The sequence below is a fragment of the Rhodophyticola sp. CCM32 genome, assembly GCF_004751985.1.
Classification (GTDB): Bacteria; Pseudomonadota; Alphaproteobacteria; order Rhodobacterales; family Rhodobacteraceae; genus Rhodophyticola.
The window spans coordinates 1,396,304-1,412,190 of the sequence record NZ_CP038492.1 but is presented as its reverse complement, the minus strand read 5'-3'; the positions used below and the strand labels follow the sequence as shown (position 1 = coordinate 1,412,190).

Sequence of the window (15,887 nt, the reverse complement as noted above, 5' to 3'; positions counted from 1 at the left end):
CCTCTGATACTTATCTGTGTTTGTTCGATGCGCCGACATTCGCGCTTCGGCAGCCAGCGTTCGGGCAACGCGCCGCGAAAGATGAAGGGGAGCCCCATACCTCCGCAATGCTGCGATTGCGCGAATGGCCGCTTTTTTAACGCTGCGTCTCCTTCCTGGGGTCGAATCCGGGAGAGGGCAGTATCGTATCATAAGCGGCCGTTGGGGAATTATGCGGCGAAAGCTACTGAAGAGCCCAAAGGCACAGATGCTGCGCGACGCATGAATGGCGGCTTTTTAGATTGCCATAGAAGAACAGTCTGACTAGGCTCGGTGTCAAAGGAGAAAAACCATGTCCGATAAATTCGTCGTCGTAGTCAGCAAGAGGTGCATGGTCCGATAAGGGTTTTCCATATCCGTTTCCATGCGCCTCCGAAATCTTCGGGGGCTTTTTTGTTTCTAGAGCTGAGAACTTCAACATGTATCGCCCCAAAAAACCGCCGCATTTGATCACACTGATCCTCCTGACAGGGTTCTCGCCTATGTCTCTCAATATGTTCTTGCCTTCTCTAGCGAATATCGCCGTCGATTTCGAAACAGACTATGGAACGGTGAGTTGGGCGGTCTCTGGGTATCTTGCAATAACTGCTATCATCCAACTGATCATTGGCCCGCTGTCAGATCGGATTGGCAGACGGCCAGTCCTTTTGGGAGCGTTGCTGGTCTTTGCATTTGCGTCGGTGGGCTGCGCTCTTGCTCAAAGCGTTGAGGTTTTTTTGTTTTCTCGGATGCTTCAGGGCGGGATAATCGGCGGATACGCCCTGTCTCTTGCCATCGTCCGGGACACGAGATCAGAACGAGAGGCTGTTAGTTTGATCGGTTACATTGGAATGACCATGGCAATTGCCCCGATGGTTGGTCCGATGTTAGGAGGTGTGCTGGACACATTTCTGGGATGGCGATCCATCTTCGCATTCTATGCCGCTTCAGGATTTGGCCTACTTATTTTGTGTTGGCTGGATTTGGGCGAAACCAAGCGGGATCGGGACAGTGATCTCGGCACGCCAGTGCTTGGCGCGACATCTCTTTTGCGCGAACCGCTGTTCTGGGCTTACGCACTCTGCGGCACTTTCTCTGTTGGTGCGTTCTACATCTTCCTGACGGGCGCTCCGCTTGTGGCTCAAACCGTATTTGAAATTTCGACGGCGGAGCTTGGATTCTACATAGGAACAATAACGGTCGGGTTCATGTTGGGCGGCTTCATTGCCGGGCGTTTTGGCAGAGGATTTGAGCCGACAACCATGATGATTGCGGGCCGGCTCATAGCCTGTATCGGGCTTGTTGGAGGTCTGCTCGTCTTGGCTTTGAGCATCACATCGCCAGAAATCTTCTTTGCGAGCACGATATTCGTGGGCCTCGGAAATGGGATCACAATGCCCGGCAGCAATGCTGGCGCGATGTCCGTGCGACCGGAACTTGCGGGCAGTGCCGCAGGGCTAAGTGGCGCTTTGATCGTTGCCGGAGGTGCCATTTTGACTGCGGCGACAGGCGCAGCCGTGACCGAAACCAATGGCGCGCAAACGCTGCTTATATTGATGCTGGCAGCATCCGGCTTGGGCCTCGGTTTCGCCATCTGGGCATCGTGGCTCAGGCAAAGGGCCGCGCAACGTGCGAATGCATAAAGCGGTCGTTCGTGCGGTCGCAGCGAATTCACCCCTTGTCCCGTTCAGTCGTCATTGGCCAGGATGGGGTCGAGTGCGGCTGAGTGCTAAATCCCCCTTTAAGCAATTTCTTGGCTAAGCAGCCGTTCGCACAAAGTGCAGCGAATTCAACGAGAGAGCCCTTTTTTGACAGATGCTGCAGGCCACATGAATGTCTGATATATGAGACGCAACGCGCTGGCGATGGATGGATGCAATGACGCGAAGTATTATGTGGCGACGGATTGATGTCGCAGGCCATGAAGCCTGTTCGATTAATCAGAGCGGGCCTTCTCACGTGATCTCGGGCATGGCTATCTACGCAGCTGAAAGTTCTTCTGTTCGGATAGTCTACTCCGTGACTTGCAATGACGAATGGGAGTGTCGCGCCGCCACCGTCGAGCGATGGGTTGGCGCGGATACCCGCATGGGCTCCATCGTCGGGCCCAAGGTTGCGGCGCGGTTCGGGCGTCCGATCCTTGAACTGGGGGGCAATAACGCGATGATCGTGGCCCCCTCGGCCGATATGGATATGGCGGTGCGCGCCACGGTCTTTTCCGCCGTTGGCACCGCCGGGCAGCGCTGTACCTCGCTGCGCCGTCTGATCGTGCATACTTCCATCAAGGATGATCTGGTGGCCAAGCTGGCCAAAGCCTATGCCAGCCTGCCCGTCGGGGACCCGCGCGACGAGGGCACGCTGGTCGGCCCGCTGGTTGATCAGGGCGCGCTTGAGGCAATGCAGAGCGCCCTTGAAACGGCCCGGACCGAGGGTGGCAAAATCCATGGCGGGGCGCCGGTCACCGATGGCACACCCGGCGGGGCCTATGCCGCCCCGGCGATTGTCGAGATGCCGGACCAGACCGAGATCGTGTGTACCGAAACCTTCGCGCCGATCCTCTATGTCATGGGCTATGACAATTTCGATGAGGCCGTGGCGCTGCATAACGCCGTGCCCCAGGGCCTGTCCTCCTGCATTTTCACCATGGATATGCGCGAGGCGGAAACCTTCCTGTCGGCCACCGGGTCTGATTGCGGCATCGCCAATGTGAATATCGGCCCGTCAGGGGCCGAGATCGGCGGCGCCTTCGGGGGCGAAAAGGAAACCGGCGGCGGGCGCGAAAGCGGCTCTGACGCATGGCGCGCCTATATGCGGCGCCAGACCAACACGATCAATTATTCCGCCGATCTGCCCCTGGCCCAGGGCGTGAAATTCGACATCTGACTGATCCTCCGGCCCCGATATGCCTCCCCCCTCGCCGCATCAGCACCTGTGCCTGCGCGCGTCAAAGGGATGAGCCACCATCCACGGGCAGAAGGACGCCGGTGATGAAAGCCGCGTCATCGGAGGCCAGAAACAGCGCCGCATGGGCCACATCCCAGGGGGTGCCCTGACGGCCCATGGGAACCATGGCGGCCCGGGTCCGGGCCAGGTCTTCCGGGTCGGCATCCGGGGCGACAAATGCCTGCACATGGGGCGTTTCGATCAGCCCCGGCAGAATCGCATTGGCGCGAATGCCCTTCGGTGCGTATTCCCGCGCGATGCTTTGCGACATGCGCTGCAAAGCCGCTTTCGAGGCTTCATAGGAAATATAGGAATAGGGGCCCGCACGCAGCCCGGCGAGCGAGGAAATGAAGACAAGCGCGCCCTTCCCCGCCGCCTCCATCACAGGCAGACAGGCGCGGGACAGGTGATAGGCCGCGCCAAGGTTGATCTCGAAAACGCGGGCCCAATCCTCGGGCGTGGTTTCGACCACCCCACCCCGCAGGCTGGTGCCGATATTGTAATGCAGAACATCAAGCCCGCCGCCTTCGGCGATCTGATCAACCGCAGCCCGGGCACCGGCAGGGTCGGTCATATCCCCGGCAAACGCCTCTGCGCTGCCACCCTCGCCCGTGATCAGGGCCACGGTTTCGGCGGCGGCATCCTCATCCCGGTCCACCACCAGCACATGGGCCCCTTCGCGTGCAAACAGGATCGAGGCCGCCTTGCCATTGCCAACCCCCGGCCCGATCGACCCGCCACCGGCGACCAGCACGCGCTTATTGTCAAATCTGCGGGTCATCTCAACACCGCCTCAGGAAGGGAAAGCACGATCCAGGGCTGCCAGATCAGCAGGCCCAGAATTGCGACCTGCAACAGGACAAACGGGATGATCCCGCGATAGACCTGCGCCATGCTGACAGCGCCGCCCGCAGCCCCCTTGAGATAGAAAAGCGCAAATCCGAAAGGCGGTGTCAGGAAAGAGGTTTGCAGGTTCACCGCCACCAGCACCGCGAACCAGTAGATCAGATCGCCCTGCGCCACATGGTCCCCCAGATCCATCAACTGCACAATCGGCGCAAAAACCGGCAACACGATCAGGGTGATCTCGATCCAGTCAAAGAAGAACCCCATGATAAAGATCATGATCATCATCATCGCCAGCAGGCCCCAATCCCCCAGAGCAAGACTTCGCGCGGTGTCGATGATGAAATGTTCCCCGCCCACATGGCGAAACACATAGGCGAAAGCGGTGGCGCCCACGAAGATGAAGAACAGCATCGCAATGGTGCGCACAGAGCCATCCATCGCGCCCGAAAGGGTTGTCCAGTCAAGCCGCCCGCGCAGAAAGCCCAGAAACAACGCCGCAAAAGCCCCCACGCCCGCCGCCTCGGTCGGGGTGGCAAACCCGCCCAGGATCGACCCCAGCACCGCAACGATAATCAGAAACGGCAAGGCCAGCGACACGATGAACTCCCGCGCCAGCCCTTTGCGTTCCTCCGGCGGCACCGGTGGTGCCTTGGGCGCGCTGGCCGGATCAAACGCCGCGCGCAGCACGATATAGACAACGTAAATCCCCGCCAGCACCATCCCCGGCATGAAGGCCGCTACAAACAGTTTGGCCAGGTTCAGCGTCAGCAGATCGCCCATGAAAACCAGCATGACAGAGGGCGGGATCAGGATACCCAGGGTTCCGGCACTGGCCACGGTGCCCGCCGCAAGGGCCGGGCTGTAGCCGCGATTGAGCATGGTGGGCAGGGCCAGCACCGTCAGCATCACGACCGAGGCCCCGATGATCCCCGTTGCCGCCGCCAATATCGTACCCATCAGGGTCACGGCCAGGGCCAGCCCACCGGGCACCACGCGCAGCACTTTCTGCAGCGAGATCAGCAGATCCTCGGCCACCCGTGTCCGCTCCATGATCAGGCCCATGAAGATGAACATCGGCGCGGCCACCAGAACCGGGTTTTCGATGATACCGCCAAAAATGCGGTTGGGCATAAGGGTCAGCTGTGCAAAGCGCATCTCGCCCAGCATCAGCGCCAGTATCCCGAAGATCAGTGTCACCCCCATCAGCACGACACCCACGGGGAGGGTGGAAAACAACCCGGCAATCAGCGCAAGAAACATGAAGCCCGGAAGAAACTCGATCAGAAATTCCATCAGCTATACTCGAACGGGCTGTCGACCAGATCAGGCCGCGCCACCGCCACGCGAATACGCAATGCAACCGAAAGCCCCCCCATCATGGTCAGCACCGCCGCCAGAGGGATCGCCGATTTGATGATCCAGCGATTGGGCAGGCCCATACCGCCCGGCGGCCCTTCGCCCCGGACAAAGGCGCGCCAGGCGAAATCCCAGCCGAACCACAACAAAAGCAGCATGAAAGGCACCAGAAAGAACAGGATCGCCCAGAATTCCAGTTCCAGCTTGACCCGGCGGCTCATCTTCTGCGCGAAAATGTCGATCCGCACATGGGCGTCGCGGATATAGGCATAGCCAAAGGCGAGGATCGCAATCGCCCCGTGCAGATGCCATTCGAGGTCAGACACGGTGAACGACCCGGTGTTGAAGAACCGTCGGCCAATCACGTCATACATGATGACAACCGTCAGGAGTAACAGCATAATCCCGCAAAGCCGTGCAAAGACATGGCAGGGCAGCGCAAGGATATGGGCGAAACGCAGCAGCGTTTGCATCGGCAATTCCGATCTTGAAAGAGGACGTCCCGGCGCCGCTATCTGGCGCCGGGACCAACCGGTTAGATATCGTCAGTCAACATAGCCAAGCTCGGACCAGGTGGTATACCCATCCCGGAAAGCCTGAATATGGTTCCAGACACGGGCGAATTCGGCGTTTTCCGCGACTTTCTGCGCCACAACCGTTTCCCATGCCCCCTCGAACGCGGCCATCATCTCATCAGACCAGCGATGAACGGTCACACCATGTTCATCAACCATGGTGGACAGCGGATCAAGCTGGATCGCCTCCCCCTGGGCCATGGTCAGGGCCACATTGGCCGCGCAGACTTCCTGAACCGATGCGCGTTCCTGATCGCTCAGCGCCTCCCAGCTGTTGGTGTTCATCATGAAGACAATCAGAGATGTCTGCTGATGCCAGCCGGGGAAGTAGTAATGATCCGCATGCTCATACATGCCAAGCGCGTTGTCGATGGCCGGAAAGCTCAACTCGGCGGCGTCGATCGTGCCAAGATTGAGGGCGGTCATCGTATCGGCCGGTGGCAGGGATTGGGCCTGCACCCCCAGTTCACTGAACACCGAGGCGCCAAGGCCAAAGACCCGCATGCGCAGACCGTCCAGGTCTTCGACACTGTTGATCTCTTCACGGAACCAGCCTGACGCTTCGGGTGCCAGAATCGCGCAAAGTTCGGAATGTACATTGAAAGGCGCCGTGATCTCGTTCCACAGATCGCCGCCACCACCCTGATACCACCAGGCGGTGTATTCACGCACATCCGGGCCAAACGGGAAGGCGGTGAAAAGCGATGCCGAGGGCACGACGCTTTCGGCGAAACCGGGGGAATACCAGGCGGCTTCAATCGCCCCGGTGGAAATCGCATCCCAGATTTCGTTACCGGCGACAATCTCGCCGGGGTTGCGGAAAACGATGTTGAGCGAGCCGCCGGTCAGAACGGAAACCCGTTCGCCCATGGATTGCCCGCTATCGCCCAGAAGCGGCAGGCTTCCGGGATAGATGGATTGCATCTCGACATCTCTGGCGTCGACCGCACCTGCGGCCAGACAGAACACCGCCGCAGCGGCTATTGGTTTCATCGTCATTATCAGTTTACCTCCCTGGATAATGTCTGATCTCAGCTGTGAAAGCTGTGATCTTTGCGTCGAATATCTTCTGGTTCTCCTTGATTGTGGTTTTGGTTTCTCCCCCTATCGTCTTTCATTGCGTTGGCGGGGCCTGCTGCGCATCGCGCACCCCAACCCCTGCCGCAAGAAACCCGCCATCGACCGCAAGGCACTGGCCTGTGATATGCCGGGCGCCGGGGCCTGCCAGAAAGGCCACCGCAGATGCGATTTCCTCTGGTATGGCATAACGTCCCTGCGGGATTGTGTTCAGGTAATCCTCAACCTGACTTTGCGGGTGAATGCCACGCGTCAGCGGCCCTTCAACCGGGCCGGGGGCCACCGTGTTGCAGGTGATCCCGCGCGGTCCAAGTTCGACAGCGATCTGTCTGGTCAACTGGATCAGCCCGGCCTTTGAAACACCATAGGCCACACGCCCGTAACCGGCCCGCAGCCCCGAAACCGAGGAGATGTTGATGATCGCGCCGCCTTCGCCCAGTCCCCCTGCGGCCAGTTGGCAAAGATGGAATGCAGCACTCAGGTTCAGGGCGATGACCTTGTCCCAAAGTGCGGCCGAAATCTCAGGCAACGGCACAACCTGCCCGGTGCCCGCGCAATTGACCAGCACGCGCAGATCGCTGCCCGCCCCGGCGATCAGCCGGGCCCGGTCCTCCGCATCGGTGATATCGCAGGCGACCCCCGCCTGCCCGGCCCCCGCATCCGCAACAGGGACCATATCGGCCAGGATCACACGCATCCCGTCTGCGGCCAAGGCATCACCGATGGCCCGGCCCAGAGTACCGGCCCCTCCGGTCACGATGGCGACAGGATCTCTCATGCCACGCGGTCCCCCTTTTTGACCTGCACCGTGCGGTTATCCACCGCAGGCAGCATCCGGCCCGGATCGCGCGTGACCATCACGTCAATCACGCTTGGCCGGCTGCGTTCGGCGAAACCCGCCTGAAGCGCGCCGTCCAGATCCCCGGGGCGTTCCACACGGATACCGTGACAGCCCATCGCCTCGGCAAGGGCGGCATAATTCGTCTCGGCCAGATCCGAGGACTGGTAATTCCCCTCCCCATACATCAGGTGCTGCAACGCCTTCACATAGCCTGACGCCGCGTTGTTCACGACAATCACGGTCAGGCCCAGCCCCATGCGCCGGGCGGTTTCAAGCTCTCCCAGAACCATGTTGAACCCGCCATCGCCGGTCAGGCCCACAACCACCGCATCGGGGGCGGCCAGTTGTGCGCCCATGGCGCCCGGCAGGCCATAGCCGATGGAGGCAAACCCCCGGTCCGGCACGAAAGGCCGCCCGGCGCGTTTGCTGTCGAACAGAAGCCCGCCCCAATGCGCGGCAAACCCCCCGTCTGCGATCAGATAGCCATCCTCGGGCAGATGCGTGTTCAGCTCGGTGACCAGCCGGGCCATATGGACCGGTGTCTCGTCGGACTGGAGCCTGTCGGCAACATCCCTGCGCCATGCGGCCATCTTCTCGGGCACCCCGGCCAGCCAGCTGGCCCGCCCGGCCTTCCGCTCGGCAGCGCCGGGGGACAGGGCGGCCAGCAAATCCTCCAGCCCGGCTTTTGCATCCCCCCACAGCCGGACAGTCGGCTGATAGGTGCGGCCCATTTCCTCGGCGACAATCTCAAGATGGATCACCGTCTTGCCCGGGGCGGGAACGGTGTAGCGCTTGGTGGCGATCTCACCCAGTTTGCAGCCCACCACCAGCAGGCAATCGGCCTTGTCGATCAGATCATTGGCAATCCGGTCATAGCGTCCGAACAGGCCCGCATTCAGATCGGATGTGCAGGCCACGGCCCCCTTGCCGGTCATCGTATGGGCCACCGGAATGCCACAGGTTTCGGCCAGCGCGGTCACGGCTTTTGTCGCCCCGCTGATATGCACCCCGCCACCGCACAGCATCAGCGGGCGCTGCGCCTGTGCCAGCAGGGCCACGGCCTTTTCAAGGGCACCGGTATCCGGGCGGCAGCGCAGGGCCGGTGCGGCCTCATGGGCGGGATCAACCTCAAAATCGCTGTCGTCGAACCCGTGCAGCCCGTGGCAGATATCTTCCGGCACATCCACAATCACCGGCCCCGGACGGCCCGAGGTTGCCACCGCGAAGGCGCGGCGTACCGCCTCGGGGATGCGATGCACAGCCTCGACCCGGATCAGTTCCTTGACGCAGGGCCGCAGGATCGAAACCTGATCGGTTTCCTGGGTCATGTTCTTGCCCGCATGATCGCGCTGCGCATCGCCGACAATCGCCACCAGGGGGGAGCCCGCATTCAGCGCCTCGACCAGGCCGGTCACCAGATTTGTGGCGCCGGGCCCAAGCGTCGCATCCACCAGCCCGACCCGGCCCGAGACCTTGGCATAGGCATCCGCCGCGAAAACCGCGCAGCGTTCATCATTGATCAGGTTATGGTTCAGCCCCAGCCGCCGCGCCGCGTCGTAAAACGGCAAAAGCTGGAACCCGCCCATACCGAACATCGGCCCGGCCCCATGGGCCAGAAGCATCCGCACCAAAGCCTCGCCACCGGTCATTTCATTGGCACTCATCTGCACATCTCCCGGGCTGTATCGGCAATCATGTCGGCGGTCACCCGCAACTGGTCTTCAAGATTGGGTGCATAAGGCACAAGCGACCGGGGCGAGGCCAAACGCCGGGGCGGGCACGTCAGGCTGGTATTTTCGACCACAGTCGCCACCACCTCGGCCCCGAACCCAGCCGTGCCCACGCTTTCATGGGCGACCAGCAGGCGCCCGCTACGCCCCGCGCTTTCGCAGACGGCCTGCCTGTCCCAGGGCCAGAGGCTGCGCAGATCCAGCACATCGGCGGCGATCCCCTCTGCCGCCAGTATGTCCGCCGCCTCTGCGGCCAGATTGGCAGTGTTCGACCAGCTGACCACGGTCAGATCGCCCCCCGCATGACGCCGCCGGGCGGTGCCCCAGGTAAAGGGCTCTTCAGGGTCAACCTCGGCTTCGTTCAGCCAGATATCCTTGTGCTCCAGATAGACAACCGGATCATCCGCAGCGATGGCCGCGCGCATCATCGCATAATTGTCCTGCGGCGTGGCGGGGACAGCGACAACCAGACCGGGGATATGCGCATACCAGGCTTCCAGCGATTGCGAATGCTGCGCCGCCGAAGACCGCCACATGCCCATCGGTTTGCGGATCACCATGGGCGCGCGGCTTTGCCCCCCGAACATGAAGCGCGCCTTGGCGATCTGGTTGATCAGCTCATCAGTGGCGCAGAGCGCGAAATCGGCGAACCGCATCTCGACCACCGGGCGGGTGCCGACCATCGCCGCGCCAAAGGCGGCCCCCATGATCCCGGCCTCGGAAATCGGCGCGTCGGATATCCGGGTTTCGCCGAATTCCTCGCGCAGGCCCTTATATTGCCCGAAGACGCCGCCGCGCCCCAGATCCTCGCCCACGCACCAGACACGGGGGTCGGCGATCATCGCCTCGCGCAGCGCCTGAAGGGCGGCGCCTGCATAGGTCATGACGGGCATCAGACGGCCTCCTCAGCGGGGGAACCGATATCCTGAACCTCGTCAAAAACGCTGTCATCCGGGGGGAATGGCGCGGCCGTGGCAACGCTTAAAGCCGCCTGCATCTCGGCCTCCGCCTTTGCCTTTATCTGATCCAGCTCCGCCATTGCGACACCTGCCGCCTGCAGGGTTTCGCGATGGCGGGCGATCGGGTCATCTGCGGCGATCCGGGCCTGCGTCGCCTCTTGCGAGCGATAGGCCGCCGGGTCGAAATAGGTATGGCCTTCCTGCCGGAAGGTGCGCGCATGCAGGAAAGCGGGCCTGCGGTCACGACGGATGCGCGCGACCAGATCACCGGCGATATCGGCAACCGCCTCCACATCATTGCCATCGACCCGCTGAACCGGCAGGCCGATCGCCTCGGCCCGGGCGGCGGCCCCGTCGCCACCGGTCATATCCGCCGTGCGCGTGGTGGCGGACCATTCATTATCCTCGCAGACAAACAGCACCGGCAGGTCAAAGACGGCGGCCCAGTTCAGCCCTTCCAGAAACGGCCCGCGATTGATTGCCCCATCGCCGAAAATATCGACGCAGATCCGGTCATCGCCCAGCAGTTTGATCCCATGGGCGGCCCCGGCACCGATGGTGATATTGGCGGAAACGACCCCGTTGGCCCCCAGCATCCCGACCCCGAAATCGGCGATATGCATCGACCCGCCCTTGCCACCGCAACAGCCGCCCTCGCGGCCCAGAAGCTCTTTCATCATCGCCGCCGGATCGGCGCCTTTGGCCAGGGTATGCCCATGGCCGCGATGGGTGGATAACAGCAGATCATCGCGCCGCAGCGCCTGCATGATCCCGGCGGCACAGGCCTCCTGCCCGATCGACAGATGTATCGCCCCCAGCACCAGCTTGTCACGGGTGGCGGCCAGTTCGGCCTGTCGTTCAAAGGCGCGGATACGCTCCATCATCGCCAGCAGGGCAAGCCCGCGCCCGGTATCATAATTGGTCCGTGTCACCGGTCTTTTTCCTCTTCCCAATCGCTGAGCCGCGCAGCAAGCCGCCCGGTTTCCTCGTGCAGCACCGGCAGGACAAGATCCTGCATCCGGTCCGCCGTCATCCGGTCTTTGATCGCGCCTATGGCCAGTGCTGCAACCAGCCGCCCGCCACGGGTGATCACCGGCACGCCCACCGCGCTCATCGCGCTGACCACATCGCCGGCATTCAGCGCATAGCCGCGTTGGTCAAACTCCAGTTTGCGCGCCTCAAGGGCATCGCCATCAAACCCGTATTCCGCGTGCCAGCTTTGATTGATCCGGTTGACCGCAGCGCGGGTCTTGGCCGGCATGCTGCAATACAGCGCCAGGGCCCCCGCCCCCACACCCAGGGGGCGCCGGTCGCCGCGATCCAGTGTCAGGGTGCGGATCGGGTAACTGCCCACGGCCCGGGCTGCGCAGATCGCAACCGGCCCCTCGGCCACGGACAGAAACACCGTATCGCCGGTCGCCTCGGCCAGCCGCGCCATGCCGCGTTTCGACATGGCCGCCAGATCGATAAGCCCCGCCTTGCGGGACAGATCGGCCAGTTTCGTACCCAGACGGTAGACCCGGGTTTCAGGGTCCTGGGTGACATATTCAATACCCTGCAACGCAGCCAGAACACGATGTGCGGTGGTCTTGGTGAAGGAGGTCGCGTCGACAACATCTGTCAGCGCCACACCATCGGGTGACCCCGCAAGCGCGTCCAGAACCTGCGCAGCCCGTGCAATGGACCCAACGGCAGATATGTCGTTTGGCATTTACCCTCCCAAAGTTCCGTTTATCGGAACGATATTATGCATATAATGAAACTTGATTGCGTGATTCCGTCAAGTGATCTATTTTCAGACCATGACGACCGATCCCCCCCTGCTTCTGGATTCGATCACCGATCTGCGCCCGGACCATGCCGGAAAGATTGCCATTTCCGGCTCCCATGGCGGGCTCTACCCGGCGGCGGTGGCCAGTCGCGGCGGGCTTCGCGCCGTGGTCTTCAACGATGCAGGCATAGGCTTCCAACGTGCCGGGGTATCGGGCGTCATGCAGCTTGACACCGTGGGCATGGCGGCGGCGGCCGTCGATTGCATGAGCGCCGAGATCGGATCAGCACAGGGCATGCAGGATGCAGGCCGGATCAGCACGGTCAATGCCCGGGCGGCGGCCTGCGGTCTGGCAGTCGGCATGGAGGTCGCCGAGGCGATCCCCTATCTGATGGCGGCCCCGACCCCGGATCAGCACCTGCCGGAATTGGCCGAGGCCCGGCGCAGTCTGACCCTGCCACAGGGCCGGGAGCTGAGCTTGCTGGATTCGGCCTCTCTGGTTGGCCCGGAAGACGAAGGCGGCATTGTGATCACCGGGTCCCATGGGGGTCTGATCGGCGGTGATCCGGCCCGTGCGCTCAAGGCCCGGGCCCATATCGCCGTGTTCAATGATGCCGGCGGCGGAAAGAACCGGATCGGCATTTCCCGCCTGCCAGCGCTGGAAACGCGCGGCATCGCGGCTGTCACCGTATCGCATATGACGGCCCGGATCGGAGATGCGTTTTCATCGCTTGAAACCGGGCGGATTTCCACGGCAAACCCAAGGGCGATGCGTTTGGGCGCCTTTGCCAACCTGCCGTTGAAAGACTGGTTGCGACAGCTCTGACAACACTCTTTGCCAGCCTCTCATGCGCCCGGCGAAAAGCCTCGCGCCAGACAGGCCCGATCAGTCCTGCGGGCAGGGATAGCCCGCAACACCCCAGGCAAGGATGTCATATACATGGTCCTGCAGATTGTGGGGGGCCGGTTCACGCCCGCCGCCGGGTGTCCAGGCCCAATGCAGGATCACATCATGCCCCAGATGCGCGGCCAGATCGGCAGCATCCCGGTTGCCGTTCCGCTCAGGGTCGCGCAGCTGCGCGCAGATCTCGGCAGAGCTGCGCCCGAACCACGCCGCCTCCACCGGGGCAAGGCGCCAATCCATCGCCACTTGCGGCGCCGCATGGGGCCTGTCATTGCCGCCCTCCGCGCGATAGGCGTGGCAGGTGCTGCAGGGGATATATTCCACCCCCATCCGGCTTTCACCGGCATTGATATTCATCCCGTGGGGACGGGTGCGGCTATAGCTGGGGCCGGACCACATGGGCGTGTTATCCGCCCCCACATGACAGTTTGAACAGCGCGGATGAGAGGTGACCTCATAAATCCGCGCCCAGGCGTCCAGCCCCTCCGCCGGGCTGACGCTGCCCTCGGCAGGCGGGGTCAGATCAACGGTTTCGCCCCGGGCACCGGCAAACCCGAGGGTCAATGCCGCAAGACCGGCCATGATGATGGATACGCGCAGTGACATCCCCGGCCCCCTCAGACGAAATCAATGAATCTGTTGAACGGCATTTCGCGCAACCTCTGCCCGGTGGCCGCGAAAATCGCGCCGGACAGGGCGGCGGCGGCGGGCGGCACCGGCGGTTCCCCGATGCCGCGCACAGGGTCGCCGTTTTCAAGGCCCTGCACGATGATCCTTGGGCATTGATAGAGACGCATGCCTTCATAGGCGTGGTAATTATCCTGCTCCGCGATGCCATCACGATAGGTGATCTCGCAATTCATCGCATGGCCAAGCGCCCAGACCACACCGCCCTGCACCAGGTTTTCGAAATTGATCGGGTCCACCACGGTGCCGACCTCGGCGGCGACATAAACCGTGTCGATGCGGATGCCCCGGTCGGTATTGGTGACCTCGACCACCTCGGCGCACTGCACCCCGAAGGATTGGGTCAACGCCACGCCCCTGCCCCGGTTTTCGCCCATATCCGCACCGGTCCAGCCGGACATGTCGCGCACGGCCTCCAGCGTGGCGCGGGCCAGATCGTCATTGCACAGGCGCAGGCGTTCCTCCATCGGGTCGGCGCCTGCGGCGTGGATCAGTTCATCCAGCCCGGTATTGTAGAAAAACCCGTTGGAAGAGGCCCCGACCGACCGCCAGGAGCTGAGCGGGGCCAGGTCCGGCGCCCGGTATCCGGTGACCCGGTGATTGGGGATCGCGAAGGCCTGGTCCCAGGCCCCGGCCACGATCTGGCTGTCGGGTCCCGGCGGGGACAATCCCTGCCGGGCCATTTGCGAGCCGATGACAGAGGGCATGGCAATGCCCAGATCATAGCTTTCCACCTGCCCGTCCCGCACTGTCCCGCGCATCCGGGCCATGGCGATCTGGCGGGTGAAATCATGGGTCATATCCTCTTCGCGGGAATAGGTCAGCTTGATCGGAATGCCCGGCATCTGCATCGCAATCTCGGTCGCCTGTTTCACAACCTCATCTTCCAGCCGATGGCCGAAACTGCCGCCCATATAGAGCACATGAACATGGATATTTTCAGCGTCGATCCCGGTCAGCGCGCTGATATTGGTCTGAATGAAGCGCGGGATCTGGGTGCCGGTCCAGACCTCGACACTGTCTGCATTGACCTGCACGATGGCGCTGATCGGCTCCAGCGGGGCATGGGCCAGATAGGGCGCGCGGTATTCCGCCTCGATCACCTGCCCTGCGGCAAGCGCCGCCTCCACATCGCCGTCATCGCGGTTGCGGCTGTCCTGAAATTCCTTGGTGAACGCCGCAGCCAGACTGTCCCAATGGGCGGCCATGGTCGCGGGGAACGGGGCCGGGCCCCAATCGGCCTGAACCGCCCCGGCCGCCTGAAACGCGCGCCATGTATTGTCCGCCACAATCCCCACCCCGCCGGTGACCGGCACCACGGCACGGACACCGCGCATCGCCTCGGCCGCGCTGGCATCAAAGCCGTTGATCGGGCCGGTCTGCGCCGGGTTCAGAAGGACAGTGGCATGCAGCATCCCCGCAACCGCGCAATCAATGCCATAGATCAGCGTGCCGGTGGATTTCGGCAGGATATCAAGGCGTTGCATCGGCTGGCCGATCAACCGCCATTCGGACGGGTCGCGCAGGGGCACATCCTGCACCGGGTCCAGCCCGGCCGCATCGGGCGCCAGAGCGCTATAGCTGATCCGCGTGCCATCGGGCAGCAGCACCGCCCCGGCCTCCGTGCGTAGATCAACCGGGGCAATCCCGGTCCGGTTCGCGGCTGCCAGTTTCAATGTCTCCCGCGCCGAGGCACCCGCCCGGCGCAGTTTCACAAACCCGTCCGGCACCGTGGTTGACCCGCCGGTCACCTGCATGCCCAGAAACTTGATCATCGCATCAAACGCGCCATGCGCCGCCGCATTCATCAGCCCACCCCCGGGGGCGACAAAGGCCGCCGCCTCTTCGGAAAGCGCGGTGTTCCAATAGGCTGGCGATGGCGGGCCGGGGTCAACGCCGATCTGGTCCAGTTCGATATCCAGTTCCTCGGCGATCAAAGCGGCCTGTACCGAATAGACCCCCTGCCCCTTATCCGCGCGCGGGGTGATCAGGGTCACACCTTCTGCGTCGATCCGCACATAAGGCGTGATCGCGGCCTCACCTTCAGGCAGGTTTTCCAGCAGCGGGTTCGCATAGGGTGTGCGATAGCGATAGATGCCAAAGGCGACACCGCCCGCGATGGCAACAGAACCCACCAGAAATGTCCGGCGGGCGAGTGTTCCGATCCGGCTCATGGC

The 15,887-nt window shown here is 62.6% G+C and carries 13 protein-coding genes and 2 pseudogenes; 4 read left to right on the top strand and 11 right to left on the bottom strand.

The genetic code is table 11. From position 1 onward, the window contains the following. The first annotated feature begins 458 nt into the window (after window positions 1-458). From E2K80_RS06930 to E2K80_RS06925, 3 genes and pseudogenes are all read left to right on the top strand, one after another. Window positions 459-1,661, top strand: a complete 1,203-nt coding sequence (locus tag E2K80_RS06930; RefSeq protein ID WP_135373998.1) for a multidrug effflux MFS transporter — start codon at window positions 459-461, stop codon at window positions 1,659-1,661. Between the two features lie 226 nt (window positions 1,662-1,887). Then, window positions 1,888-2,091: pseudogene (locus E2K80_RS19490) on the top strand (putative glycolipid-binding domain-containing protein); the annotation flags it as partial. Window positions 2,092-2,100: 9 nt separating this feature from the next. Continuing rightward, a pseudogene (locus E2K80_RS06925) lies at window positions 2,101-2,901 on the top strand (aldehyde dehydrogenase family protein); the annotation flags it as partial. 61 nt (window positions 2,902-2,962) lie between these two features. On the opposite strand, the gene E2K80_RS06920 reads toward E2K80_RS06925, so the two are convergent. The 9 genes from E2K80_RS06920 to E2K80_RS06880 all read right to left on the bottom strand — a co-directional run bounded on the left by E2K80_RS06920 (window position 2,963) and on the right by E2K80_RS06880 (window position 12,059). Then, on the bottom strand, window positions 2,963-3,742 hold the full coding sequence (locus tag E2K80_RS06920; RefSeq protein WP_135373994.1) for an SDR family NAD(P)-dependent oxidoreductase: 780 nt from the start codon (window positions 3,740-3,742) through the stop codon (window positions 2,963-2,965). Then, window positions 3,739-5,103, bottom strand: a complete 1,365-nt coding sequence (locus E2K80_RS06915) for a TRAP transporter large permease (protein WP_135373992.1) — start codon at window positions 5,101-5,103, stop codon at window positions 3,739-3,741. Before E2K80_RS06915 ends, E2K80_RS06920 begins: the two co-directional genes overlap by 4 nt. Beyond that, the gene (locus tag E2K80_RS06910) at window positions 5,103-5,639 is read right to left on the bottom strand and encodes a TRAP transporter small permease subunit (RefSeq protein ID WP_135373990.1); all 537 of its coding nucleotides are present in this window, start codon (window positions 5,637-5,639) and stop codon (window positions 5,103-5,105) included. Before E2K80_RS06910 ends, E2K80_RS06915 begins: the two co-directional genes overlap by 1 nt. Before the next feature lie 72 nt (window positions 5,640-5,711). Beyond that, window positions 5,712-6,740, bottom strand: coding sequence for a TRAP transporter substrate-binding protein (locus E2K80_RS06905; protein WP_238475677.1), 1,029 nt, complete (start codon window positions 6,738-6,740; stop codon window positions 5,712-5,714). A 115-nt stretch (window positions 6,741-6,855) separates the two neighbouring features. Continuing rightward, window positions 6,856-7,596: an SDR family NAD(P)-dependent oxidoreductase gene (locus tag E2K80_RS06900; protein ID WP_135373988.1), complete on the bottom strand. Its 741-nt coding sequence runs from the start codon at window positions 7,594-7,596 to the stop codon at window positions 6,856-6,858. Beyond that, on the bottom strand, window positions 7,593-9,323 hold the full coding sequence (locus E2K80_RS06895) for a thiamine pyrophosphate-binding protein (protein WP_135373987.1): 1,731 nt from the start codon (window positions 9,321-9,323) through the stop codon (window positions 7,593-7,595). Before E2K80_RS06895 ends, E2K80_RS06900 begins: the two co-directional genes overlap by 4 nt. Next, window positions 9,320-10,282 carry an alpha-ketoacid dehydrogenase subunit beta gene (locus E2K80_RS06890; RefSeq protein ID WP_135373985.1) on the bottom strand — a complete coding sequence of 321 codons (963 nt, stop codon included), beginning with the start codon at window positions 10,280-10,282 and terminating at the stop codon, window positions 9,320-9,322. Before E2K80_RS06890 ends, E2K80_RS06895 begins: the two co-directional genes overlap by 4 nt. Beyond that, entirely contained in the window at window positions 10,282-11,280 is a 999-nt protein-coding gene (locus E2K80_RS06885) for a thiamine pyrophosphate-dependent dehydrogenase E1 component subunit alpha (RefSeq protein ID WP_238475676.1), read from the bottom strand. Before E2K80_RS06885 ends, E2K80_RS06890 begins: the two co-directional genes overlap by 1 nt. After that, a complete protein-coding gene (locus E2K80_RS06880; RefSeq protein ID WP_135373983.1) occupies window positions 11,277-12,059 on the bottom strand; it encodes an IclR family transcriptional regulator in 783 nt (260 codons plus the stop codon). The genes E2K80_RS06885 and E2K80_RS06880 overlap by 4 nt, the downstream gene beginning before the upstream one ends. A gap of 91 nt (window positions 12,060-12,150) precedes the next feature. On the opposite strand from E2K80_RS06880, the gene E2K80_RS06875 reads away from it, so the two are divergent. Then, entirely contained in the window at window positions 12,151-12,945 is a 795-nt protein-coding gene (locus E2K80_RS06875; RefSeq protein ID WP_135373980.1) for a hypothetical protein, read from the top strand. Window positions 12,946-13,005: 60 nt separating this feature from the next. Here the strand turns inward: E2K80_RS06875 and E2K80_RS06870 are convergent, their stop codons facing one another. Continuing rightward, window positions 13,006-13,629: a hypothetical protein gene (locus E2K80_RS06870; protein WP_135373978.1), complete on the bottom strand. Its 624-nt coding sequence runs from the start codon at window positions 13,627-13,629 to the stop codon at window positions 13,006-13,008. Window positions 13,630-13,640: 11 nt separating this feature from the next. Then, a complete protein-coding gene (locus E2K80_RS06865) occupies window positions 13,641-15,884 on the bottom strand; it encodes a xanthine dehydrogenase family protein molybdopterin-binding subunit (RefSeq protein ID WP_135373976.1) in 2,244 nt (747 codons plus the stop codon). Between the last annotated feature and the right edge of the window lie 3 nt (window positions 15,885-15,887).

Coding starts and splice junctions, on each gene's coding strand:
- E2K80_RS06930 (WP_135373998.1), top strand. CDS start 459: ATGTATCGCCCCAAAAAACCGCCGCATTTGATCACACTGATCCTCCTG.
- E2K80_RS06920 (WP_135373994.1), bottom strand. CDS start 3,742: ATGACCCGCAGATTTGACAATAAGCGCGTGCTGGTCGCCGGTGGCGGG.
- E2K80_RS06915 (WP_135373992.1), bottom strand. CDS start 5,103: ATGGAATTTCTGATCGAGTTTCTTCCGGGCTTCATGTTTCTTGCGCTG.
- E2K80_RS06910 (WP_135373990.1), bottom strand. CDS start 5,639: ATGCAAACGCTGCTGCGTTTCGCCCATATCCTTGCGCTGCCCTGCCAT.
- E2K80_RS06905 (WP_238475677.1), bottom strand. CDS start 6,740: ATGACGATGAAACCAATAGCCGCTGCGGCGGTGTTCTGTCTGGCCGCA.
- E2K80_RS06900 (WP_135373988.1), bottom strand. CDS start 7,596: ATGAGAGATCCTGTCGCCATCGTGACCGGAGGGGCCGGTACTCTGGGC.
- E2K80_RS06895 (WP_135373987.1), bottom strand. CDS start 9,323: ATGAGTGCCAATGAAATGACCGGTGGCGAGGCTTTGGTGCGGATGCTT.
- E2K80_RS06890 (WP_135373985.1), bottom strand. CDS start 10,282: ATGCCCGTCATGACCTATGCAGGCGCCGCCCTTCAGGCGCTGCGCGAG.
- E2K80_RS06880 (WP_135373983.1), bottom strand. CDS start 12,059: ATGCCAAACGACATATCTGCCGTTGGGTCCATTGCACGGGCTGCGCAG.
- E2K80_RS06875 (WP_135373980.1), top strand. CDS start 12,151: ATGACGACCGATCCCCCCCTGCTTCTGGATTCGATCACCGATCTGCGC.
- E2K80_RS06870 (WP_135373978.1), bottom strand. CDS start 13,629: ATGTCACTGCGCGTATCCATCATCATGGCCGGTCTTGCGGCATTGACC.
- E2K80_RS06865 (WP_135373976.1), bottom strand. CDS start 15,884: ATGAGCCGGATCGGAACACTCGCCCGCCGGACATTTCTGGTGGGTTCT.